The organism is Streptococcus oralis (assembly GCF_019929365.1).
Taxonomy (GTDB): domain Bacteria; phylum Bacillota; class Bacilli; order Lactobacillales; family Streptococcaceae; genus Streptococcus; species Streptococcus oralis_BT.
The window spans coordinates 66,125-89,350 of record NZ_JAHZPH010000007.1 but is presented as its reverse complement, the minus strand read 5'-3'; the positions used below and the strand labels follow the sequence as shown (position 1 = coordinate 89,350).

Sequence of the window (23,226 nt, the reverse complement as noted above, 5' to 3'; positions counted from 1 at the left end):
TTAAGATGATATGGCTATTCGAAAATTTTTAAATAAATACTGGGGTTGGACATTTTTGCTCATACCGCTTGCTTTACAAGCTATCTTCTTTTACTTTCCGATGGTGCAAGGTGCTTTCTATAGTTTGACTAACTGGACTGGATTGACCTATAATTACAAATTTGTTGGTTTGAATAACTACAAATTGCTGATGATTGATGGGAAATTCTTCACAGCCATAGCTTTTACTTTGATTTTAACTCTGGCATTGATTGTTGGGGAAATTGTGATTGGGATGGTTGTGGCACGAGCCTTAAATTCGAAGATGAAGGGGCAGACCTTCTTTAGAGCTTGGTTCTTTTTCCCGGCTGTTTTGTCTGGTTTGACAGTTTCCTTGATTTTTAAACAATTCTTCAACTATGGGCTTCCAACGATTGGAAAAATTTTAGGAATTAGCTTTTTACAAGAGAGTCTATTAGGAACACCTGTCGGAGCGGTAGTGGCAACTATCTTTGTTCTTCTATGGCAAGGAGTAGCAATGCCAATTATTCTCTTTCTTGCTGGTCTTCAGAGTATTCCAACTGATATTTTAGAGGCAGCATCAATTGATGGTGCAACAAGTAAACAAACCTTTTGGAAGATTGAATTACCCTATTTGCTGCCGACGATTTCTATGGTTTTTATTCTGGCTCTTAAGTCCGGGTTGACAGCCTTTGACCAAATTTTTGCATTGACGAGTGGTGGTCCAAATAATGCTACAACGTCTCTTGGACTTTTAGTCTACAACTATGCTTTCAAGAGTAATCAATATGGATATGCGAATGCAATTGCCTTGATTTTATTCTTAATTATTGGAATTGTTTCTCTTATCCAAATCAAGCTATCAAAGAAATTTGAAATCTAATAGAGGAGTCCTACACATGAAAAAAGAAGAAAAATTGAATCAGTTTTGGAAATATGTCCTCTTGATAGTCGGTGGTATTCTTATACTTGTTCCTTTGTTGGTAACGGTATTTAGTTCTTTCAAAACAACTAAGGATATCATGAATCATTTCTTTAGTTTGCCCAATCCTTTTACGTTGAGTAATTATGAACGATTGATTTCGGATGGAATTGGAGGCTATTTCTGGAATTCAGCTGTTATTACGGTGTTATCATTGATTGTAGTAGCTTTCTTTATACCAGCTGCAGCTTACTCCATTGCTCGAAATATGTCCAAGAAAAAAGCCTTTGCAATTATGTATTCGCTCTTGATCTTAGGGATATTTGTTCCATTTCAGGTGATTATGATTCCCATCACAGTTATGATGAGTAAACTCGGTCTGGCAAATATGTGGGGGCTAGTAATACTCTACCTAACTTATGCTATTCCACAGACTCTCTTCTTGTATGTTGGTTATATAAAAATCAGTGTACCAGATAGTTTGGATGAAGCTGCGGAAATCGATGGGGCTGATCGTTTTACAACTTATCGTCGAATCATTTTTCCAATGTTGAAGCCCATGCATGCGACAACGTTGATTATCAATGCTCTCTGGTTCTGGAATGACTTTATGTTGCCACTCTTGATTCTGAATAAGGATTCCAAGATGTGGACTTTGCCTCTCTTCCAATACAACTACCAAGGTCAGTACTTCAATGACTATGGTCCAAGTTTTGCATCTTATATTGTGGGAATTGTAACGATAACAATTGTCTACCTCATCTTCCAAAAACATATCATTTCAGGAATGAGTAACGGGGCAGTGAAGTAAAAAAGTGCTTAGGGAATTTATAATTCCATACATAGAGGAACAGTTCAGCTTGTTTACAATTCTATGTAGAAAAAAGAAAGTAGTACTTAGTTACGTGCAGTCTATATTAGTACGAGTTCGATGTGAACAAAAATCTAAAAATATCTTTCATTTACGAAGCCAGGTCATATAAGACTTGGCTTTCATCAGAAAAAGGAGACCATCTATGACCATTCAAAATAAAACTATGTTGATTACTTACTCAGATAGTCTTGGAAATAACCTTAAAGACTTGTATGAGAATTTGGAAGAACATTTTGGCGATGCTATTGGGGGAGTTCACCTTCTACCATTTTTCCCGTCAACAGGAGATCGTGGATTTGCACCGGTTGACTATGACGAAGTGGATCCAGCGTTTGGTGATTGGGAGGATGTTAAGCGTTTAGGTGGGAAATATTATCTGATGTTTGACTTTATGATTAACCATATTTCTCGTCAATCTAAATATTATAAGGACTATCAAGAAAAACATGAAGCTAGTGAATTTAAAGATCTCTTTTTAAACTGGGACAAGTTTTGACCGGAAAATCGTCCGACACAAGCTGATGTAGATTTAATTTACAAGCGTAAGGATCGTGCACCAAAGCAAGAGATTCTTTTTGCAGATGGTTCAGTAGAACATTTGTGGAATACTTTTGGTGAGGAGCAGATTGATCTTGATGTGACCAAAGAAGTAACGATGGCATTCATCCGTAAGACGATTCAACATCTAGCAAGTAATGGGTGTGATTTGATTCGTCTAGATGCCTTTGCTTATGCAGTGAAGAAATTGGATACCAATGATTTCTTTGTGGAGCCAGATATTTGGAATTTATTGGACAAAGTTCGAGATATAGCAGCTGAGTATGGGACAGAGCTCTTACCTGAGATTCATGAGCACTACTCGATTCAGTTTAAAATAGCGGACCATGATTACTATGTTTATGATTTTGCTCTTCCAATGGTGACCCTTTATACTCTTTACAGTTCCAGAACAGAGCGTTTGGCTAAGTGGTTAAAGATGAGCCCGATGAAGCAATTTACGACACTAGATACTCATGATGGGATTGGAGTGGTGGATGTCAAGGATATCCTGACCGATGAGGAAATTGACTATGCTTCAAATGAGCTCTATAAGGTTGGAGCGAATGTCAAACGTAAGTACTCTAGTGCAGAGTATAACAATCTAGATATCTACCAAATCAATTCAACCTATTATTCTGCGCTTGGAGATGATGATGTCAAGTACTTCCTCGCTCGTCTGATTCAAGCTTTTGCTCCAGGCATTCCTCAGGTTTACTATGTGGGTCTATTAGCAGGAAAAAATGACTTGAAATTATTAGAAGAAACTAAGGAAGGTCGAAATATTAATCGTCATTACTATAGCAATGAGGAAATAGCAGAAGAAGTTCAACGTCCTGTGGTGAAGTCTCTTCTCAATCTATTTTCTTTCCGTAATCGGTCAGAGGCCTTTGATATAGAAGGAACTATAGAGGTGGAAACACCAACGGAATACAGCATTGTGATTAAACGTCAAAATAAAGACAAGTCTGTAACAGCAGTAGCAGAAATTGATCTGCAAAGTCAGACATATCAAGTAGTGGAAAACGGCAGAGAAATTCGGTTTTAGTACCATATCAATAACAGAGTTTTTTTGTGGCGAAAACGTGTTCATTGTTCCCAAATGACGGAAAAAATGGTAAAATTAAAAGATAGTTTAGCATTTATCTTCTGGAGAAATCCAGAACAGAAAGGATCCGTTTTGAAATCAATTGGATTACTGGATAAGATAAGAGGGCTTTCGAAAAAAGATTTCTTTTTGTATTTGATGATCATAAGTATCTTTTTACCTTTTTATTTGTTCTTAGCGCTCTTTGCTTTATATTTGATAAGTTTACTTGTTACTGGGGAGATGAAGGGAATTATCAAAGGATTAATCAAACATCCTGTACTTCTCTTTTTTATTGCCTACAGTAGTATCATCTCTATCGTCGCCAAGAACTGGCTTGGATTGGTTGCATCTTTACTGATGTTTCTCTTCCTCATTTTCTTTAGTTATTACCAGAAACGTCTGACACATGCTTTCTTTCGACTGATACTGCAGACAATCTTGTTTGGTAGTGTGCTCTCTGCGGCTTTTGCTACCTTGGAGCATTTCCAAATTGTAAAGAAATTTAACTATTCCTTTCTTTCGCCCAATATGCAAGTATGGCACCAGAACCGTGCAGAGGTCACCTTCTTTAATCCGAACTACTATGGGATTATCTGTTGCTTCTGTATCATGATTGCCTTTTACCTCTTTACAACGACGAAATTAAGATGGCTGAAAATCTTTTGTGTGCTAGCAGGTTTTGTGAATCTATTTGGTTTGAATTTCACGCAAAATAGAACTGCCTTTCCTGCCATCATTGCTGGTGCAATCATTTATCTCTTTACAACCATTAAAAACTGGCGCGCCTTCTGGCTCAGTATTGGTGTTTTCGGGATTGGCCTTTGTTTCCTCTTCTCAAGCGATTTGGGTGTCCGTATGGGAACCCTAGATTCTTCAATGGAAGAGCGTGTTTCAATTTGGAATGCGGGTATGACTTTGTTTAAACAAAATCCAATCTGGGGTGAGGGTCCACTGACCTATATGAATTCCTATCCGAGAATTCATGCACCTTATCACGAACACGCGCATAGTCTTTACATCGATACTATTTTGAGTTATGGTTTGATTGGAACCATTCTCTTATCCATTTCTTCGGTTATCCCGGTTCACATGATGATGGATATGAGTCAGGAGTCTGGTAAACGACCAATTATCGGTCTTTATCTCTCCTTCCTTACAGTAGTCGCTGTACATGGAATTTTTGACTTGGCTCTCTTCTGGGTACAGTCAGGATTTATCTTCTTGCTGGTTATGTGCAGTTTACCACTGGAACATCGAACACTGGTGGCCGAAATGACAGATTAAGTTACTCAAGAATGGAGATCTTCTACTCTAGGTAGAAGATCTTTTTTTGTTGAAAATTATTTCTAAATCGAAATAGTTGACAGATGGAACAAAAGGTGTTACAATAGAAAAAATTCGATATAGAAATAAATTGGAGAAGTCATGAAAGATAGTCATTTAGTTGCCCATCATATTCGTTTGTTAAATGGGCGGATTTTTCAAAAGTTACTGAATCAGGATCCTGAGGCTCTTTATCGGAGTGAACAGGGAAAGATTTTAGCGGTTTTATGGAATAGTGAAACTGGCTGTGCTACAGCTACAGATATTGCGCTGGCGACTGGTCTTGCTAACAATACGCTGACAACTATGATTAAGAAACTTGAGGAGCAAAACCTGGTCATCATTAGCCCATGTGGAATAGATAAGAGAAAGAAATATGTCAAGTTGACAGAGCAGGGTTGGTCTCAGAAAGAAGTTGGCCATCGTGTTAGTCAAAGACTGGATGCTATTTTTTATAAAGGATTCACTGAGGAAGAAATTCGCCAGTTTGAAAGTTATCAGGAACGCATCTTAGCAAATTTAAAAGAAAAAGAGGCATAAATCATGTCAAAACAAGTTGAAAATGCACAAAAATTATACATTCATGCCATTCAAGATGGGCGCGTTGCCGAGGCTCAAGCTCAGTCTGTAGGAGATACCTACATTCAACACTCGACAGGTGTGCCAGATGGGAAAGAAGGTTTTGCGGCTTTCTTTGCAAATTTCTTTGAGCGCCATCCTGAGCGTGAGATGAAGATTGTTCGCACTATTGAAGACGGCAATCTGGTCTTTGTCCATGTTCATCAATATCTCAATGGCGGGGAAGCTCAATGGGTGACGACGGATACTTTCCGTGCGGATGAGAATGGTCGTATCGTGGAGCATTGGGATGTCATTGACTACTATCGAACACCTGAAAATGGACAGTTAGACCAGATCTTTGGAGATTTTGAGATCAAGGATTTGGACAAAACGGCAGAAAATAAAAAAACCGTTCGTCGTTTCTTGACAGAAATTTTCCAAAATGGGGAGCTGGAGCAGTGGAGTGATTATGTGGCAGACGATTTGATTCAGCATAATCATGAGATTGGACAAGGAAGTGATGCTTATAAAAACTATGTGGCTGAACATGAGGTTACTTTCGACTTTGTTTTCCAGCTTTTGGGACAAGGAAACTATGTGGTCAGCTATGGCCAGACTCAGATTGATGGCGTTGCCTATGCCCAGTATGACATCTTCCGTTTGGAGAATGGCTTGATTGTTGAGCATTGGGACAATAAAGAAGTCATGCCTAAGGTAGAAGACTTGACCAACCGAGGGAAGTTTTAAATTGAGGACAAAGAATGATTGAATATAAAAATGTAGCGCTACGCTACACAGAAAAGGATGTCTTGAGAGATGTCAATTTACGAATTGAGAATGGGGAGTTCATGGTTTTAGTTGGGCCTTCTGGGTCAGGTAAGACGACCATGATTAAGATGATTAATCGTCTCTTGGAACCCACTGATGGAAATATTTATATGGATGGCAAGCGCATCAAAGACTATGATGAGCGTGAGCTGCGCCTTTCCACAGGTTATGTTTTACAGGCCATTGCTCTTTTTCCCAATCTAACAGTTGCAGAAAACATTGCTCTCATTCCGGAAATGAAGGGGTGGACTAAGGAAGAGATTGCTCAGAAAACAGAAGAGCTTTTGGCTAAGGTTGGTTTACCAGTAGCTGAGTATGGACATCGACTTCCTAGTGAATTATCTGGTGGAGAACAGCAACGGGTGGGCATTGTCCGGGCCATGATTGGTCAACCTAAGATTCTCCTCATGGATGAACCTTTTTCGGCCTTGGATGCCATTTCGAGAAAACAGTTGCAGGTTCTGACTAAAGAATTGCATAATGAATTTGGCATGACAACTATTTTTGTGACCCATGATACGGATGAGGCATTGAAATTAGGGGATCGGATAGCTGTCTTGCAGGACGGAGAGATTCGTCAGGTGGCGAACCCTGAGACCATTTTAAAAGCTCCTGCAACGGACTTTGTAGCAGACTTGTTTGGAGGTAGTGTTCATGGCTAATTTGATATCAACTTTTCAGGATCGTTTTGGTGATTGGGTAACAGCCCTATCTCAACATTTGCAGTTGTCACTTTTGACCTTGTTACTAGCTATTTTTATCGCTATTCCCGTGGCTGTTTATCTTCGCTATCATGAGAAGTTGGCGGACTGGGTTTTGCAGATTGCAGGGATTTTCCAGACTATCCCGTCACTGGCCTTGTTGGGACTCTTCATCCCCTTGATGGGAATTGGGACCTTGCCAGCTTTGACGGCTCTGGTGATTTATGCGATTTTTCCGATTTTGCAAAATACCATCACTGGACTGAAGGGAATTGATCCGAGTCTGCAAGAGGCAGGGATTGCCTTTGGGATGACCAGATGGGAGCGTCTCAAGAAGTTTGAAATTCCACTTGCCATGCCTGTCATTATGTCTGGGATTCGGACGGCTGCGGTTTTGATTATCGGTACGGCGACTTTGGCTGCCTTGATTGGGGCAGGGGGACTGGGCTCCTTTATTCTTTTGGGAATTGACCGTAATAATACCAGTCTGATTTTGATTGGGGCACTTTCTTCTGCAGTGCTGGCCATTGCCTTTAACTTCCTACTAAAAGTGATGGAAAAAGCAAAATTGCGGACGATTTTTTCTGGTTTTGCCTTGGTGGCCATATTGCTCGGTCTGTCTTATAGTCCAGCCCTCTTAGCTCAAAAAGAGAAAGAAAACTTGGTGATTGCTGGGAAATTGGGACCGGAACCAGAAATTTTGGCTAATATGTATAAGTTGCTGATTGAAGAAAATACCAGTATGACTGCGACTGTTAAGCCGAATTTTGGGAAAACAAGCTTCCTCTATGAAGCTCTGAAAAAAGGGGATATTGATATCTATCCTGAATTTACGGGTACGGTGACTGAAAGTCTGCTTCAACCATCACCGAAAGTGAGTCATGAGCCAGATCAGGTTTATCAAGTGGCGCGTGATGGCATTGCCAAACAGGATCATCTTGCCTATCTCAAACCTATGTCTTATCAAAATACCTACGCTGTAGCTGTTCCGAAAAAGATTGCTCAAGAATATGGCTTGAAGACCATTTCGGACTTGAAAAAAGTGGAAGGGCAGTTGAAGGCAGGTTTTACACTCGAATTTAATGACCGTGAGGATGGAAATAAGGGCTTGCAATCGATGTATGGTCTCAATCTTAATGTAGCAACCATGGAGCCAGCTCTCCGCTATCAGGCAATTCAGTCAGGCGATATTCAAATTACGGATGCCTATTCGACGGATGCAGAGTTGGCGCGCTATGATTTACAGGTCTTGGAAGATGACAAGCAACTTTTCCCACCTTATCAAGGGGCACCATTAATGAAAGAAACTCTTCTCAATAAACATCCTGAGTTGGAGGCAGTTCTCAATAAACTAGCAGGTAGAATTACTGGAAGCCAGATGAGCCAGCTCAACTACCAAGTCGGTGTTGAAGGCAAGTCAGCAGAACAAGTAGCCAAGGAATTTCTACAAGAACAAGGTTTGTTGAAGAAATAAATGGAGAGGAAAGCCAGTGGAAGCCACTAGCAATTTTCTTCAGCAGACAAAATCCCATCTCGAATTATAGACGAGATGGGATTTTTAGTGTTAGAGTAAGATAAACAAGAGAGCAATCAAAGCCGCTAGTGTGCCCCTTATAATGTGGTGCGATATATGTTGGTTTTCTTGCTGTCGCCCATTCCAGTAAGCACCGTAACAGATGATGCTAGAGCCCACTATCCATAATATAACAGTTGCAAGTGGGACGAAGAAAAAGATAGCAAGAGCTAGTGAAGTGAGACAACTTCCCACCAAGATACACATGTTCCCTTGACAGTAATTTTTTTCTTTCATGGCTGCGAAAGCTGCCGCGAGATGAAGGAGGGAGAAAATAAGAGCCAATACAATCGTTAGAATTCCTAGAATAATAGAAGTTAACATAGTTGATTCCTTTCTTCGTGATAGGATTAAATTTCGAGTGATTTTGTAGAAGTCATCTCAATCACATCTAAGTAAAATCTCACCACTTGGTCTTCGGTATAAGATTTTCCTTTTTTAAGCCACCAAGTCAGTGTTTCGATAAAGTTGGTTACTACAAAATGTTTGAGGTAGGAGGCCGGTATGTTCGGATAGGCCTCTTGCAAATCCTCCGCTACCATGGGGTAAACATGGTGTTCGAGTTCCTTGTGTAGTTGGCGGAGAAAGTAGTCGTTTTTGGAAAAAAGAAGACTGGTGACATGGTCTTGGTTTTTTTGAAAATGTAAAAAGATATGTGCGAGGTAGTCTTCTGTAGTCAAGTGTTCTTCCCTTTCAAAGAGATGATGAAAGAGGTAGCGGCAGAGCTCATCTAAAAGAAGTTCCTTGCTTTCATAGTGACAGTAAAAAGTAGAACGTCCAACATCTGCTAGGTCAATGATATCCTGGACAGTAGTGGCATCATAGCCCTTGTCGTTCAAAACTTGTAGAAAAGCTTGATAAATGGCTTTTTTCGTCTTGCTAACCCGACGATCTCTTTTTTGCATATAGACACTTGAGACAAACTGTTCAGAACTGAATAAGGCTGACAGTTTGCTTCTATCCTTTCTTTGGATTTTATTAGATAATACAAATGAAAGAAGTATATATACCTATTATACCAAAGGAGGGAGAGAAATGAGTTCTAAAACATCTATCTGGCTAGCCTTTTTCTTGAATCTATCATTTTCTATTGTCGAATTTATTTTTGGGGGCATCTTCAATTCAAGTGCTGTATTAGCGGATGCGGTTCATGATTTGGGCGATGCCCTTGCCATAGGCTTATCAGCTTGCTTGGAAACTATTTCCAATCGTCAGGAAGACAAACGTTATACACTTGGTTATAAACGCTTCAGTCTGCTAGGCGCCATGCTGACTGCTTTGATCCTTTTGACAGGATCTTTCATGGTGCTCTTGGAGAATATTCCTCGTCTCCTATCCCCTCAGCCTGTCAACTACCAAGGGATGCTGTGGTTGGGAGTTATTGCGATTCTTATCAATCTCTTGGCTAGTCTAATCGTTCGTAAGGGTCAGACCAAGAACGAAGCTATCCTGACCTTGCATTTTTTAGAAGATATTCTAGGCTGGCTAGCGGTCATTCTGGTTGCCGGTGTTTTGTATGTGACAGATTGGTACTTTCTCGATCCACTCTTGTCTCTTTTAATTTCTAGTTTTATCCTCTGGAAAGCCATTCCTCGCTTTTGGTCAACACTTAAAATTTTCTTAGATGCTGTGCCTGAAGGGATTGAGACTGCCGAGATAGAGAAAGAGTTAGCAGCGCTAGATAATGTTAAAAGTGTTAATCAACTCAGTATTTGGTCCATGGATGGTCTGGAAAATGACGCCATTGTCCATGTTTGCCTAGAAGAGATTGAACATATGGAGTATTGTAAAGAATCCATTCGTAATTTACTCAAAGATTATGGTTTTCAAAATGTTACCATTGAAGTTGATGCAAACCTAGCAAGTCACCAAACCCATAAGCGAAAAATTGAGGAGTTGGAAGTAGGTCAAAGTCATGGACATTATCATTCATAAGAAGTCGATTTTCTATTTGTTGATTATTTTTGATGAATTGTAAATGTAACATATTTACTCCATTATGAAATTGTGATAGACTACATATATTACTGAAAGGAGATAGACGATGTTACAGCTACAACACATTTCAAAAGTCTATCATACGGGCGATCAAGAGTTCCACGCGCTAAAGGATATCTCGATTCGCTTCCGTGAGAATGAGTTTGTCTCCATTCTTGGGCAATCGGGTTCTGGGAAAACCACCCTATTAAATATCATCGGGGGACTCGACCAATACACATCTGGTGATTTACTCATCCAAGGAAAATCAACAAAGCAATTTAAAGACCGCGATTGGGATAGCTACAGAAACCACACCATCGGTTTCATCTTTCAGTCTTATAATCTCATCGGGCACCAAACTGCACTCTCTAACGTAGAAATTGCAATGACTCTTTCGGGTGTTTCAAAAGCAGAACGTAAGAAACGTGCTATCGAAGTGCTCGAACGCGTAGGCCTAAAAGACCATTTATATAAGAAACCAAGTCAAATGTCTGGGGGACAAATGCAACGAATCGCGATTGCGCGTGCTCTTGTTAATGATCCAAAAGTCGTTTTAGCCGACGAACCGACAGGAGCGCTCGATTCTGAGACTTCTGTTCAAATCATGGATTTATTAAAAGACATCGCCAAGGAACGTTTGGTTATCATGGTGACGCATAACCCAGAGCTGGCACAGAAGTACTCCACACGTATCGTACAAGTATTAGATGGAAACATCTTGAGCGACTCAAACCCATGCGAACCAACAGAGGAGACAAAGCAAGTCGACATCCAGTTCACGAAGACGAAGATGAGCTTTATAACTGCCCTTGTACTTTCCTTTAATAACCTATTGACAAAGAAAGGTCGTACCTTACTAACAGCTTTTGCGGGTTCCATCGGGATTATCGGGATTGCTCTTATCTTAGCCCTTTCCAATGGTGTGAGTGACTACGTTAAAAAGGTGCAGGAAGATACCCTCGTCTCTCTTCCACTGACGATTAGCGAGCAGAACCAGAGCAACTTGTTGGCGACCTCTCCAGATTTGAGCGAGAAGCCTTACAAGGATAATCATGAGCTCGGTATCAATACGGTTTTAACGAATTTATTGAAAAAACAAATCGGAAAGAACGACCTAGCTTCCTTCAAGACTTACTTGGAGGAACACGCTTCGAAGGTCGAATCTCTCACAAAAGACATTCGTTACCGATACAATTTACAACCGTTTATCTATGCAAGTGATACTTCCAACGGACCCAAAAGTATTCTGCCTTCAACCTTAGCTGGTGAAGTAGAAACAGCGAACCAAACGATGAAGGGATACTTACAAAACCTCAACTACTGGAGTGAACTTTCTAGTGATTCTTCAATGCTAGAAAGCAAGTACGACGTGTTGGAAGGACGCTTCCCACAAGATAAGTCCGAGATCGTCATTATCGTAGATGAAAACAATCAAATTAGCGATTTGTTGCTCTATAGTTTGCGTATCAAAGATCCCAGTGAATTGAACGATACGAAGAAGCTCGACGAACTCTCTTCTCAAACGTATCAATATAGTGATTTTATCGGAAAAACTTTCAAAGCAGTTGTCAATACAAACCGTTTTGTGAAAGAAAATAACTTATGGCTCAATAAGATTGATAATGCTTCTTATATGAAAACTCAAATCGAGAATGGGCTCCAACTTAAAATTGTGGGTGTCCTTCGCCAAAAAGACGGCACAAGTTCAGGCGTGAATACTCCTTCAGGAGGAATCGCCTACACAAGCGCCCTTATTGATTACACTTCCGAATACATTCAAAATAGTGATATCGTTAAGGAACAGGAAGCCAATCAAAATCTAAATGTATTTACGGGTAAAAACTTTGCCAAAGATCCTAAACCATTCAGTTCGGAGAATTTAACCGAAGAAGAAAAAATTCAGTTGGCTAAAATGACGCCTGAAGAACAGGCGCAGTATGTCCAACAATATAACGACAATTCGGCTTCAACTTACGAGGAAAACCTCGCAAAAATGGGCGTCATCAACAAATCCAAACCAGCTGCCATTGAGCTCTACACCTCTTCGTTCCAACAAAAACAAGACTTAAAAGAGTTCATAAACGCCTATAACACAGCGAAAAAAGAAGCTGGAGAAGACGATAAAGTACTCGCTTATTCAGATGATATCCAATCTATCATGTCTTCAATTACGACATTGGTTGGCGTAGTGACAACAGTACTCGTTGGCTTTGTGGCCATCTCACTCATTGTATCTTCTATAATGATTTCGATTATCACGTACATTTCAGTTCTCGAACGTACAAAAGAAATCGGAATCCTACGTGCAATGGGGGCTTCGAAGAAAGATATTCGTCGTATCTTCACTGCTGAAACAGCCATTGAAGGATTGATCTCTGGGGTGCTCGGTATCGCGATTACCTTCCTTGCGACATTCCCAATCAATGCGATTGTTGCGAAAATGACAAATGTGGGAAATGTAGCGCAATTATCAATAGAAGTAGCTCTAATCCTTATCGGTATTTCGATTGTCCTTACCATGTTAGCCGGTCTAATCCCTTCACGCATCGCTGCTAAGAAAGACCCAGTCGAATCGCTTCGTAGCGAATAACAACTAAACCACAAAAAGGTGGATAAAGGAATATTTCTTTATTCACCTTTTCTATTGGCTGGAAACTATTAAAAACGTAATCGAAAAATCTCTCCTTATAAAACTTAAATCTCAAGAAGAAAAGACTATATTGGACTAAACTAGTGCCTTATCGCCGTTAATAATGATTGATACGAGCGAAAGCTTGACAAAAAGTGTATAATGAAAGTAAGAAACCAATAGAAAAGGAGTGGTTCTATGAAGAAAACAGTTTATACAAAAGCTGGTCAGGTTGGTCTTATTGAAGTGGAGCATCCGCAAATCATTGAGGCAGATGATGCCATTATTCGGATTGTTCGAACCTGTGTTTGTGGCTCTGATCTGTGGAGCTATCGCAATCCAGATATTGAAACAGGCCATCAGAATAGCGGGCACGAAGCGATTGGTATCGTTGAAGCGATTGGTGATGCAGTGACGACCGTTAAACCTGGCGATTTTGTTATTGCACCTTTCACCCATGGCTGTGGGGAGTGTGATGCCTGTCGCGCTGGCTATGATGGGACTTGTGACCGCCATATTGGCACCAATTGGTCTAATGGGGTGCAAGCGGAGTACATTCGCTTCGAATATGCCAACTGGGCTCTTGTCAAAATTCCGGGTCAGCCCTCTGATTATACAGAAGGCATGCTCAAATCCCTCTTGACACTGGCTGATGTCATGCCGACTGGCTATCATGCAGCGCGTGTTGCTAATGTACAAAAAGGGGATAAGGTTGTGGTGATTGGTGATGGGGCTGTTGGTCAATGTGCTGTCATTGCTGCTAAGATGCGTGGTGCTTCCCAAATCGTTCTCATGAGCCGTCACGAAGACCGACAAAAGATGGCCTTGGAATCAGGTGCGACGGCTGTTGTGGCTGAACGTGGCGAAGAAGGAATTGCCAAGGTGCGAGAAATTCTTGGTGGAGGAGCAGATGCAGCTCTTGAGTGTGTCGGTACTGAGGCAGCGGTTGATCAGGCTCTTGGTGTCCTTCACAATGGTGGTCGTTTGGGCTTTGTTGGAGTTCCTCACTATAGCAATCGAGCTCTTGGTTCAACTTTTGCTCAAAATATTACGGTAGCAGGCGGAGCAGCCTCTGTAACGACTTACAACAAACAGTTCTTACTGAAGGCAGTCCTTGATGGCGATATCAACCCAGGCCGTGTCTTTACTTCAAGTTATAAATTAGAAGAGATTGACCAAGCCTATAAAGATATGGATGAACGTAAGACGATTAAGGCTATGATTGTGATGGAATAAAAAAGAAAATCCTAATGGAGATTTGAGAATTTCTATTAGGATTTTTTGCGTTGGTATATTAGTTGAGTTATGGCAACGTACTTTCTCTCAAAGTCAGTCTGGTTCCCAGCATAGTCAGGCTAGGAATTTTCCGACCATGGAGAACTTCCTTGTTAAGAATATCCATACCTGCTCGGCCCATTTCCTCAGTATAGACCGTGATACTAGAGAGGGGAGGGTAGACTTGCTTGGTCAGGCTAGTGTCGTTAAAAGAAATGAGACTGACACGATCTGGTAAGCTAATTCCAGCTTCTTGAAGGGCACGGAGGGCACCGATGGCTAAACTATCGCTGGCTGCGAAAAATGCTGGAGGGAGCTGATCCCCCAACTTGTGAATGGCCTCCTTCATCAAGTCATATCCAGACTGGGCAGTAAAGCTCCCTTGAAAGACCAGTTTATCATGGTAGATACCTTTTGATAGAGAGTAGTTTTTAAAATGTTCTAGACGTTTATCCTGAATGATTTCTTCTTGGTCGGTTGTTTCTTCAAGGCCAGTGAGAATCCCGATACGATCAAGCCCTTGGCTGAGAAAGTGATCGACAACTTGTTTTATAGCAGTGTAAAAGTCAGTGATAATACAGGTATGTCCCAATGAAAGTGTATCGCTGTCTAAAAAGACCAGGGGCTTTTGGTATTCTTCAAAGGCAGTGATCTGTGATCGGCTGAACTTTCCAATACAGAGTATCCCGATTACTTCCTCGCTTAGTGTAAAAGGATGGTCGTTAAAATAGCGCAAGATATCATAGTCCAACTCTTGGGCTCTTTTTTCAATACCGAGACGAATCTGGTAGTAGTAGAGGTCGTCCAACTCCCCTTGTTCGCTGACCCATTGGATAATGGCAATCTTTTGCTTGGGTTTGTGGGATTCGCCTGTCTTGAGGTGCTTAGTATAGCCCAGCTCTTCAGCAACGGTTAATATACGGTGTCTGGTTTCTTCTGTAACAGATAGACTCTGGTCGCGATTGAGGACACGAGATACGGTCGCGATAGAGACAGAGGCTAGCTGTGCAATGTCTTTTAAGGTAGCCATAAATCCTCCTCCTTTTAGGTTAGTATATCATATTTTTCTTCTTTTTACCGATAGTTTAGTAAAAGTTTAGTAAAAAGGATTGACCTTGGCAAATGCCTTGGATACAATAGAAGAAAACGATTACACGTTAAGGTGACTTAACGACAGTCAAAGGAGAATTCATATGACACAAGATCTTACTACTGAAGCCCTTCGCAAAGACTTTCTTGCCGTTTTTGGTCAAGAAGCAGACCAAACTTTCTTTTCACCAGGCCGTATCAATTTGATTGGCGAACACACGGATTACAATGGTGGACATGTTTTCCCAGCAGCTATTTCTTTGGGGACATACGGTGCAGCTCGCAAGCGTGACGACCAAGTCTTGCGTTTCTACTCAGCCAACTTTGAGGACAATGGTATCATCGAAGTGCCTCTTGCTGACCTCAAATTTGAAAAAGAGCACAGCTGGACCAACTATCCAAAAGGGGTTCTTCATTTCTTGCAAGAAGCAGGTCATGTCATTGACAAAGGTTTTGATTTTTATGTCTTTGGGAATATCCCAAATGGTTCAGGTTTGTCATCATCAGCGTCCTTGGAACTCTTGACTGGTGTTGTGGCAGAGTATCTCTTTGATTTAAAACTAGACCGTTTGGATTTGGTTAAAATCGGAAAACAAACGGAAAATAACTTTATCGGAGTCAACTCTGGTATCATGGACCAGTTTGCTATCGGTATGGGTGCTGACCAACGTGCTATTTACCTCGATACAAATACGTTAGAATATGACTTGGTGCCGCTTGATTTGAAGGACAATGTCGTTGTCATCATGAACACCAACAAACGCCGTGAACTGGTGGACTCTAAGTACAATGAACGTCGTGCTGAGTGTGAAAAAGCAGTAGAAGAATTGCAAGCTGCCTTGGATATTCAAACCTTGGGTGAATTGGACGAGTGGGCCTTTGACCAATACAGCTATCTGATTAAAGACGAAAATCGTTTAAAACGTGCTCGACATGCTGTGATTGAAAACCAACGTACTCTTAAAGCTCAAGCAGCCCTTCAAGCAGGTGATTTGGAAACATTTGGTCGCTTGATGAATGCGTCACACGTTTCTCTTGAGCATGATTATGAAGTAACTGGCTTGGAATTGGATACTCTTGTTCACACAGCTTGGGCTCAGGAAGGTGTTCTTGGTGCTCGTATGACAGGGGCAGGTTTTGGTGGCTGTGCCATTGCCTTGGTGCAAAAAGATGCTGTTGAGGCCTTTAAGGAAGCTGTAGGCAAGCACTACGAGGAAGTCGTTGGATACGCTCCAAGCTTCTATATCGCTGAAGTTGCAGGTGGCAGTCGCGTCCTTGACTAGGAGAGAAGTAAATGGAAGCTGTAATATTTGATTTAGATGGTTTATTAGCTGATACTGAGATCATTTCTCTAAAAGTTTATCAAGAATTGCTTAAAGATTTTGGAATTCCTTTCACAGAAGAAACCTATTCTAGAGAATACAGTGGACATAGGGAAGAGGAGAATGTTCAACGATTTTTGGATACCTATGATTTACCTTGGAACTTTGACCAAACCTTGGAAAAAGTTTATGAACTGGAAGCTCGAATCTTAGCCAAAGGTGTAAATTTAAAAAAAGGTGCTAAAAATTTGCTTGCTTTTTTGCAAAGAGAAGGTATTCCAATCGCTCTAGCAACTTCAAGTGTTGAATCTAGAGCTAGAATGATTTTGGATAGTAATGGTATACTGTCCCTATTTGACCATCTAGTTTTTGCAAAAGATGTAAAGCGAAGCAAACCTTACCCTGATATATTTTTAAAGGCCTGTAGTGATTTGAATGTTTTACCAGAGAATTGCTTAGTATTAGAGGATAGCGAAGCAGGGATTGAAGCAGCGTATAGAGCTGGGATACCAGTTATTTGTATTCCAGACTTAAAAATGCCAGCACAGTCTTTCTTAAATAAAACAGAACAAGTTTTTCAGGATTTAGATGCTGTCAGAGACTATTTAGAAAGTAAGAAGGAGAATCAATGAGTCAGGGAGTTCTAGATGCATTTATCACGGAAGTCATTACTAAAAGTTCATTTGAGGAAATGGATCGAATCTACCTAAGCAATCGTGTTTTGGCTCGAGTGGGCGAAGGTGTTTTGGAAGTTGAGACGAATCTGGATGATTTGATTGACCTCAAGGACCAGCTGGTCGAGGAGGCGGTTCGATTAGAGACGATTGAGGATAGTCAGGCTGCGCGTGAAATCCTAGGTGCTGAACTGATGGACTTGGTGACCCCTTGTCCAAGTCAGGTTAATCGTGACTTTTGGACCACCTATGCTCACTCTCCTGAGCAGGCGATAGGGGATTTTTACCAGCTCAGTCAGAAAAATGACTACATCAAACTCAAGGCCATTGCTAAAAATATTGCTTATCGTGTTCCATCTGACTACGGAGAACTTGAGATTACTATCAACCTCTCTAAACCTGAAAAGGATCCGAAAGAGATTGCGGCAGCCAAGTTGGTGCAAGCTAGCAATTATCCCCAGTGTCAGCTTTGTCTAGGGAACGAGGGCTACCATGGTCGGGTTAATCATCCAGCTCGCAGCAATCACCGCATTATCCGTTTTGAAATGGCGGGTCAGGAGTGGGGCTTCCAGTATTCGCCCTATGCTTATTTTAATGAGCACTGTATTTTTTTAGATGGGCAGCATCGACCTATGGCTATCAGTCGTCAGAGTTTTGAGCGTCTGCTAGCGATCGTAGAGCAGTTTCCAGGCTATTTTGCTGGATCTAATGCCGACCTGCCGATAGTGGGGGGGTCTATTCTAACTCATGACCACTATCAGGGAGGCCGTCACGTGTTTCCTATGGAATTAGCTCCTTTGCAAAAGACCTTCCGATTTACTGGTTTTGAGCAGGTTAAGGCTGGGATTGTCAAGTGGCCAATGTCAGTGCTACGTTTGACTTCGGATTCTAAAGAGGATTTGATCAACTTGGCTGATAAGATTTTACAGGAATGGCGACAATATTCAGATCCTGCAGTGCAGATTTTGGCAGAGACGGACGGGACACCACATCATACTATCACACCGATTGCTCGTAAACGCGATGGACAGTTTGAGTTGGACTTGGTCTTGCGGGACAATCAGACATCGCCAGAGCATCCTGATGGAATTTATCATCCCCACAAGGATGTCCAACATATCAAGAAGGAAAATATCGGCTTGATTGAGGTCATGGGCTTGGCTATTTTGCCACCACGCCTGAAAGAAGAAGTGGAGCAAGTCGCCAGCTATCTTGTTGGAGAAGGGGATACAGTTGCGACTTATCATCAGGAATGGGCAGACCAGCTCAAAGCAAAATATCCAGACCTAGCGGATAAAGAAAAAGCCCTTGAAATCGTCAAGGACTCTGTGGGTGCTATCTTTGCGCGTGTTCTGGAGGATGCAGGAGTTTACAAGCAGACGGAACAAGGACAGGCAGCCTTTATGCGCTTTGTGGAGCAGGTCGGAATTTTGTCAGACTAGGAGCTTTCTCCTTGCACAGTCCTATAAAAAGTAGTATCATAGTGTCGTTTGAAATATCAGGAGGAAACGATGAAAGATTTTCATTTTGACGCTATATCTGCCTTTGAAAATTACGAAATAGAAAAAATGAGAGATGGTCAGGTTGTGGTGACGACAAAAGTAGTGGACTCGTCGCTCAACTACTATGGCAATGCCCATGGTGGCTATCTCTTTACTCTTTGTGACCAGATTAGTGGTTTGGTTGTCATTTCGCTAGGACTTGACGGAGTGACGCTCCAGTCCTCTATCAACTACCTCAAAGCAGGAAAACTCGACGATGTGCTGACCATTAAAGGAGAATGTGTCCACCAAGGACGTACCACTTGTGTAGTGGATGTCGATATCACCAATCAAGAAGGCAGAAATGTCTGTAAGGCAACCTTTACCATGTTTGTCACCGGCCAGCGGTCAGAAGAAAGACAGGTAAGGATATAAAGTACTGAGAGTTGACCTGCACTCTAAGGGTTAGATATTTTTTGTCGAACTTTTGGAGTGCAGGTTAGTTTTGATTCTCGCAGATGAACCAACCGCTTCACTAGACCCCAAAAACTCTGAGGAATTACTTTCTATCCTAGAATCATTAAAAAATCCGAATCGAACGATTATTATTGCGACCCACAATCCTCTTATCTGGGAGCAAGTGGATCAAGTCATTCGAGTTACCGATTTATCTCATCGATGATAAGAGAACATTAAGTTAGAAGAAAGAGTCACAAATACACTTTGTGGCTTTTTTATTTCCGTAAAAATGGTAAAATAGTAGGAGTAGAAATGGAGTTTGAGACATGAAAGTAATCGATCAATTTAAAAATAAGAAAGTACTTGTTTTAGGTTTGGCTAAGTCTGGTGAGTCTGCGGCCCGTTTGTTGGACAAGCTGGGAGCCATTGTGACGGTAAATGACGGCAATCCTTTTGAGGAAAATCCTGCTGCACAAAGTTTGCTAGAAGAGGGAATCAAGGTTGTCACTGGTGGGCATCCTTTGGAGCTCTTGGATGAAGATTTCGCTCTGATGGTGAAAAATCCAGGTATCCCGTATAGCAATCCCATGATTGAAAAGGCATTGGCAAAGGGGATTCCAGTCTTGACTGAGGTGGAATTGGCTTACTTAATCTCAGATGCGCCAATTATCGGTATCACTGGTTCAAATGGGAAAACAACCACAACGACGATGATTGGGGAAGTTTTGACTGCTGCTGGGCAACATGGTCTCTTGTCAGGGAACATCGGCTATCCTGCCAGTCAAGTGGCTCAAACTGCAACGGCTAAGGACACGCTTGTCATGGAACTTTCTTCTTTCCAACTGATGGGTGTTCAAGAATTCCATCCTGAGATTGCGGTCATTACCAACCTCATGCCCACTCATATCGACTACCATGGCTCTTTTGAGGAATACGTGGCAGCCAAGTGGAATATCCAAAATAATATGACAGCAGCTGATTTCCTTGTCTTGAACTTTAACCAAGACGTGGCAAAAGAATTGGCCACTAAAACACAAGCTACTGTTGTACCATTTTCAACACTTGCAAAGGTAGATGGAGCTTATCTGGAAGATGGTCAGCTCTACTTCCGTGGAGAAGTGGTCATGGCAGCTAGTGAAATTGGAGTTCCAGGTAGCCACAATGTGGAAAATGCCCTTGCGACCATTGCTGTAGCTAAGCTTCGTGGTGTGGACAATCAAACCATCAAAGAAGTCTTGTCAGCTTTTGGTGGTGTCAAACACCGTCTCCAATTTGTGGATGAGATTAAGGGTGTCAAATTCTATAACGATAGCAAATCAACCAATATCTTGGCTACTCAAAAAGCCTTGTCAGGATTTGACAATAGTAAGGTTATCTTAATTGCAGGTGGTTTGGACCGTGGCAATGAGTTTGACGAATTGGTTCCAGATATTACAGGGCTCAAGAAGATGGTTATCCTCGGTCAGTCTGCAGAACGTGTCAAACGGGCAGCAGAGAAGGCTGGTGTGGCTTATGTGGATGCGACAGATATTGCAGATGCGACCCGCAAGGCCTATGAGCTTGCGACTCAAGGAGACGTGGTTCTCCTCAGTCCTGCCAATGCTAGCTGGGATATGTATGCTAACTTTGAAGTACGTGGCGACCTCTTTATCGACACAGTAGCGGAGTTAAAGGAATAATATGAAAAAAATTGTCTTTACAGGTGGGGGGACGGTTGGACATGTTACCCTTAACCTTTTGTTAATGCCCAAGTTCATCGAAGACGGCTGGGAAGTCCACTATATTGGTGATAAACACGGAATCGAACACCAAGAAATCCTCAAATCAGGCTTAAATGTGACCTTCCATTCCATTGCGACTGGGAAATTACGTCGCTATTTCTCTTGGCAAAATATGCTAGATGTCTTCAAAGTTGGTTGGGGAATTGTCCAATCCCTCTTTATCATGTTACGACTGCGTCCACAGGCTCTTTTTTCTAAGGGAGGATTTGTCTCTGTACCGCCGGTTATCGCTGCGCGTGTGTCAGGAGTGCCTGTCTTTATTCACGAATCGGACCTGTCTATGGGCTTGGCCAATAAAATTGCCTATAAATTTGCGACTAAGATGTATTCAACATTTGAGCAGGCTGCTGGTCTCGCAAAAGTCGAGCATGTGGGTGCTGTGACCAAGGTTTCAGACCAAAAAACTCCTGAACCAGATGAATTGGTGGATATCCAAACCCACTTTGATCCTAAATTGCCAACGGTATTGTTTGTCGGTGGTTCTGCAGGAGCTCGTGTATTTAACCAATTGGTGACAGATCATAAGCAAGAACTGACCGAACGCTACAATATTATCAATCTCACTGGAGATTCTAGCCTCAATGAGTTGAGTCAAAATCTCTTTCGTGTTGACTATGTGACGGACCTCTATCAACCTTTGATGGAATTGGCTGACATTGTTGTCACACGTGGTGGTGCCAATACGATTTTCGAGCTCTTGGCCATGGCAAAACTCCATCTCATCGTCCCATTGGGTCGTGAAGCAAGTCGAGGAGACCAGATTGAAAATGCAGCCTACTTTGTTAAGAAAGGCTATGCAGAAGAACTTCAAGAAAGTGACTTGACCTTGGAAAGCTTGGAAGAGAAACTCAGCCACCTGCTTAGTCACAAGGATCAGTACAAAGCTAGCATGAAGGCTTCAACTGAATTGAAATCTCTTGCAGATTTTTACGATCTACTAAGAAAAGACCTAGCATAAGGAATATCAATGTCAAAGGATAAGAAAAAAGAATCAAACCAGAAGCAAGAATTGTCTGAATGGCAGAAACGGAACCAAGAATATTTGAAAAAGAAGGCTGAGGAGGAAGCTGCTCTAGCTGCGGAGAAGGAAAAGGAAAAACAAGCTCGAATGGAGGAAAACTCTAAGATGTTAGAGGAGGCCAAGAAATCCTCGAGTGAGTCAGATGAGGAAGCCTCAAGTACAAGCGAGGAACCCTCCGAGAAAGCTGAGAAAACTCAAAAGGATGATCCTAAAGTCAAAGAAGAAAAAGAGAAGAAAAAAGAAAAACCAGAGAAACCAGCCAAACCTAAAATTGCTCCCGTTCATATTTGGCGGGCAGTTAGTATCTTGGTGCCGAGTGTTCTGGTTCTCCTCCTTTCTATCTATCTCTTGACCCCTCTTTCGACTATCAAGCATATCGAGGTTAAGGGAAATGTCCAGACCCAAGCGGATGACATTAAACAGGTTTCTGGCATTCAGGATAGTGATTATACCTTGTCTTTGTTGTTGAACAAGGAGAAGCACGCTGAGCAGATCAAGTCGAATCACTGGATCGAGTCAGCAAAGATTGACTACAAATTTCCGACAAACTTTACGATTGAAGTCAAAGAGTTTGAGATTGTTGGCTACTATGTGACAGGTGAAGACCACTATCCAATTCTGTCTAGTGGAACAATTGACTCAAGCCCTGTCAACCTTTTGAATCTGCCTGAGACCTACCTAACAGTCACCTTTAACGATGAGCAGCAGGTGAAAGAGCTGATAACAGGATTGTCTACCATCAGTGAGGATATCAAGAGTCAAATCCAGAAAATCGAATTAGCGCCGAGCAAGGCAACAGCCGATCTTCTAAAAATTACTATGCAGGATACAGATGAAATATTGGTTCCCCTATCAGAATTGAGTAAGAAATTGCCTTATTACAGCAAAATTAAGCCACAATTGTCAGAACCGAGCTTCATCGATATGGAGGCAGGAATTTATAGCACTAGCCTGGCTGATAAACGTTTGGAAGAAGCTGAGGAAAAGGCTAAACAAGAAGCTAAGGAAGCGGAGAAGAAAAAACAGGAAGAAAAAAAAGCTGAAGAAAAGAAACAAGAATAAGAATCTTCAGTTTTTACTTGACAAGTGTCGTTATAAATAATAGA

General features: G+C 41.6%; 20 protein-coding genes and 2 pseudogenes. 19 read left to right on the top strand and 3 right to left on the bottom strand.

Annotated elements, in window-relative coordinates:
- Positions 1–10 precede the first annotated feature (10 nt).
- From K1I53_RS08295 to K1I53_RS08260, 8 genes and pseudogenes are all read left to right on the top strand, one after another.
- Positions 11–883: a carbohydrate ABC transporter permease gene (locus K1I53_RS08295; RefSeq protein WP_223329039.1), complete on the top strand. Its 873-nt coding sequence runs from the start codon at positions 11–13 to the stop codon at positions 881–883.
- A 16-nt stretch (positions 884–899) separates the two neighbouring features.
- Positions 900–1,733 carry a carbohydrate ABC transporter permease gene (locus K1I53_RS08290; RefSeq protein WP_000711271.1) on the top strand — a complete coding sequence of 278 codons (834 nt, stop codon included), beginning with the start codon at positions 900–902 and terminating at the stop codon, positions 1,731–1,733.
- Between the two features lie 205 nt (positions 1,734–1,938).
- A pseudogene (gene gtfA / locus K1I53_RS08285) lies at positions 1,939–3,381 on the top strand (sucrose phosphorylase).
- Positions 3,382–3,513: 132 nt separating this feature from the next.
- On the top strand, positions 3,514–4,707 hold the full coding sequence (locus K1I53_RS08280) for an O-antigen ligase family protein (RefSeq protein ID WP_223329050.1): 1,194 nt from the start codon (positions 3,514–3,516) through the stop codon (positions 4,705–4,707).
- 141 nt (positions 4,708–4,848) lie between these two features.
- Positions 4,849–5,286 (top strand): MarR family winged helix-turn-helix transcriptional regulator, encoded by a 438-nt coding sequence (locus tag K1I53_RS08275; protein ID WP_223329037.1) that lies wholly within the window; start codon positions 4,849–4,851, stop codon positions 5,284–5,286.
- A 3-nt stretch (positions 5,287–5,289) separates the two neighbouring features.
- Positions 5,290–6,054 carry a nuclear transport factor 2 family protein gene (locus K1I53_RS08270; protein ID WP_223329036.1) on the top strand — a complete coding sequence of 255 codons (765 nt, stop codon included), beginning with the start codon at positions 5,290–5,292 and terminating at the stop codon, positions 6,052–6,054.
- 14 nt (positions 6,055–6,068) lie between these two features.
- Positions 6,069–6,797, top strand: a complete 729-nt coding sequence (locus K1I53_RS08265) for an ATP-binding cassette domain-containing protein (RefSeq protein ID WP_223329034.1) — start codon at positions 6,069–6,071, stop codon at positions 6,795–6,797.
- Entirely contained in the window at positions 6,790–8,310 is a 1,521-nt protein-coding gene (locus tag K1I53_RS08260) for an ABC transporter permease/substrate-binding protein (protein ID WP_223329033.1), read from the top strand. Before K1I53_RS08265 ends, K1I53_RS08260 begins: the two co-directional genes overlap by 8 nt.
- Positions 8,311–8,400: 90 nt before the next feature.
- Here K1I53_RS08260 and K1I53_RS08255 read toward each other — a convergent pair whose 3' ends face one another.
- Both K1I53_RS08255 and K1I53_RS08250 read right to left on the bottom strand, forming a co-directional pair.
- The gene (locus K1I53_RS08255) at positions 8,401–8,733 is read right to left on the bottom strand and encodes a glucuronide permease (protein WP_223329032.1); all 333 of its coding nucleotides are present in this window, start codon (positions 8,731–8,733) and stop codon (positions 8,401–8,403) included.
- Positions 8,734–8,759: 26 nt separating this feature from the next.
- A complete protein-coding gene (locus K1I53_RS08250; RefSeq protein WP_038805726.1) occupies positions 8,760–9,314 on the bottom strand; it encodes a TetR/AcrR family transcriptional regulator in 555 nt (184 codons plus the stop codon).
- 130 nt (positions 9,315–9,444) lie between these two features.
- Here K1I53_RS08250 and K1I53_RS08245 point away from each other — a divergent pair, with 130 nt between their 5' ends.
- The 3 genes from K1I53_RS08245 to K1I53_RS08235 all read left to right on the top strand — a co-directional run bounded on the left by K1I53_RS08245 (position 9,445) and on the right by K1I53_RS08235 (position 14,254).
- Positions 9,445–10,344 (top strand): cation diffusion facilitator family transporter, encoded by a 900-nt coding sequence (locus K1I53_RS08245; protein ID WP_223329030.1) that lies wholly within the window; start codon positions 9,445–9,447, stop codon positions 10,342–10,344.
- Positions 10,345–10,453: 109 nt separating this feature from the next.
- Positions 10,454–12,979 (top strand): ABC transporter ATP-binding protein/permease, encoded by a 2,526-nt coding sequence (locus K1I53_RS08240; protein WP_223329028.1) that lies wholly within the window; start codon positions 10,454–10,456, stop codon positions 12,977–12,979.
- Positions 12,980–13,216: 237 nt separating this feature from the next.
- Positions 13,217–14,254 carry a zinc-binding dehydrogenase gene (locus K1I53_RS08235; RefSeq protein WP_223329026.1) on the top strand — a complete coding sequence of 346 codons (1,038 nt, stop codon included), beginning with the start codon at positions 13,217–13,219 and terminating at the stop codon, positions 14,252–14,254.
- Positions 14,255–14,321: 67 nt separating this feature from the next.
- Here K1I53_RS08235 and galR read toward each other — a convergent pair whose 3' ends face one another.
- Positions 14,322–15,323, bottom strand: a complete 1,002-nt coding sequence (gene galR / locus K1I53_RS08230) for a DNA-binding transcriptional regulator GalR (protein ID WP_223329024.1) — start codon at positions 15,321–15,323, stop codon at positions 14,322–14,324.
- Between the two features lie 163 nt (positions 15,324–15,486).
- On the opposite strand from galR, the gene K1I53_RS08225 reads away from it, so the two are divergent.
- The 8 genes and pseudogenes from K1I53_RS08225 to K1I53_RS08190 all read left to right on the top strand — a co-directional run bounded on the left by K1I53_RS08225 (position 15,487) and on the right by K1I53_RS08190 (position 23,182).
- A complete protein-coding gene (locus tag K1I53_RS08225; protein WP_223329023.1) occupies positions 15,487–16,665 on the top strand; it encodes a galactokinase in 1,179 nt (392 codons plus the stop codon).
- Positions 16,666–16,676: 11 nt separating this feature from the next.
- The gene (locus K1I53_RS08220; RefSeq protein WP_084945436.1) at positions 16,677–17,336 is read left to right on the top strand and encodes an HAD family hydrolase; all 660 of its coding nucleotides are present in this window, start codon (positions 16,677–16,679) and stop codon (positions 17,334–17,336) included.
- Positions 17,333–18,820 (top strand): UDP-glucose--hexose-1-phosphate uridylyltransferase, encoded by a 1,488-nt coding sequence (locus K1I53_RS08215; protein WP_223329022.1) that lies wholly within the window; start codon positions 17,333–17,335, stop codon positions 18,818–18,820. The genes K1I53_RS08220 and K1I53_RS08215 overlap by 4 nt, the downstream gene beginning before the upstream one ends.
- A gap of 69 nt (positions 18,821–18,889) precedes the next feature.
- Positions 18,890–19,294, top strand: coding sequence for a PaaI family thioesterase (locus K1I53_RS08210; protein WP_038804441.1), 405 nt, complete (start codon positions 18,890–18,892; stop codon positions 19,292–19,294).
- A gap of 70 nt (positions 19,295–19,364) precedes the next feature.
- Positions 19,365–19,541, top strand: a pseudogene (locus K1I53_RS08205) (AAA family ATPase); the annotation flags it as partial.
- 103 nt (positions 19,542–19,644) lie between these two features.
- Entirely contained in the window at positions 19,645–20,997 is a 1,353-nt protein-coding gene (murD, locus tag K1I53_RS08200) for a UDP-N-acetylmuramoyl-L-alanine--D-glutamate ligase (RefSeq protein ID WP_223329021.1), read from the top strand.
- A gap of 1 nt (position 20,998) precedes the next feature.
- On the top strand, positions 20,999–22,057 hold the full coding sequence (locus tag K1I53_RS08195; RefSeq protein WP_223329020.1) for a UDP-N-acetylglucosamine--N-acetylmuramyl-(pentapeptide) pyrophosphoryl-undecaprenol N-acetylglucosamine transferase: 1,059 nt from the start codon (positions 20,999–21,001) through the stop codon (positions 22,055–22,057).
- Positions 22,058–22,066: 9 nt separating this feature from the next.
- Positions 22,067–23,182 carry a cell division protein FtsQ/DivIB gene (locus K1I53_RS08190; protein WP_223329018.1) on the top strand — a complete coding sequence of 372 codons (1,116 nt, stop codon included), beginning with the start codon at positions 22,067–22,069 and terminating at the stop codon, positions 23,180–23,182.
- Positions 23,183–23,226: the final 44 nt, after the last annotated feature.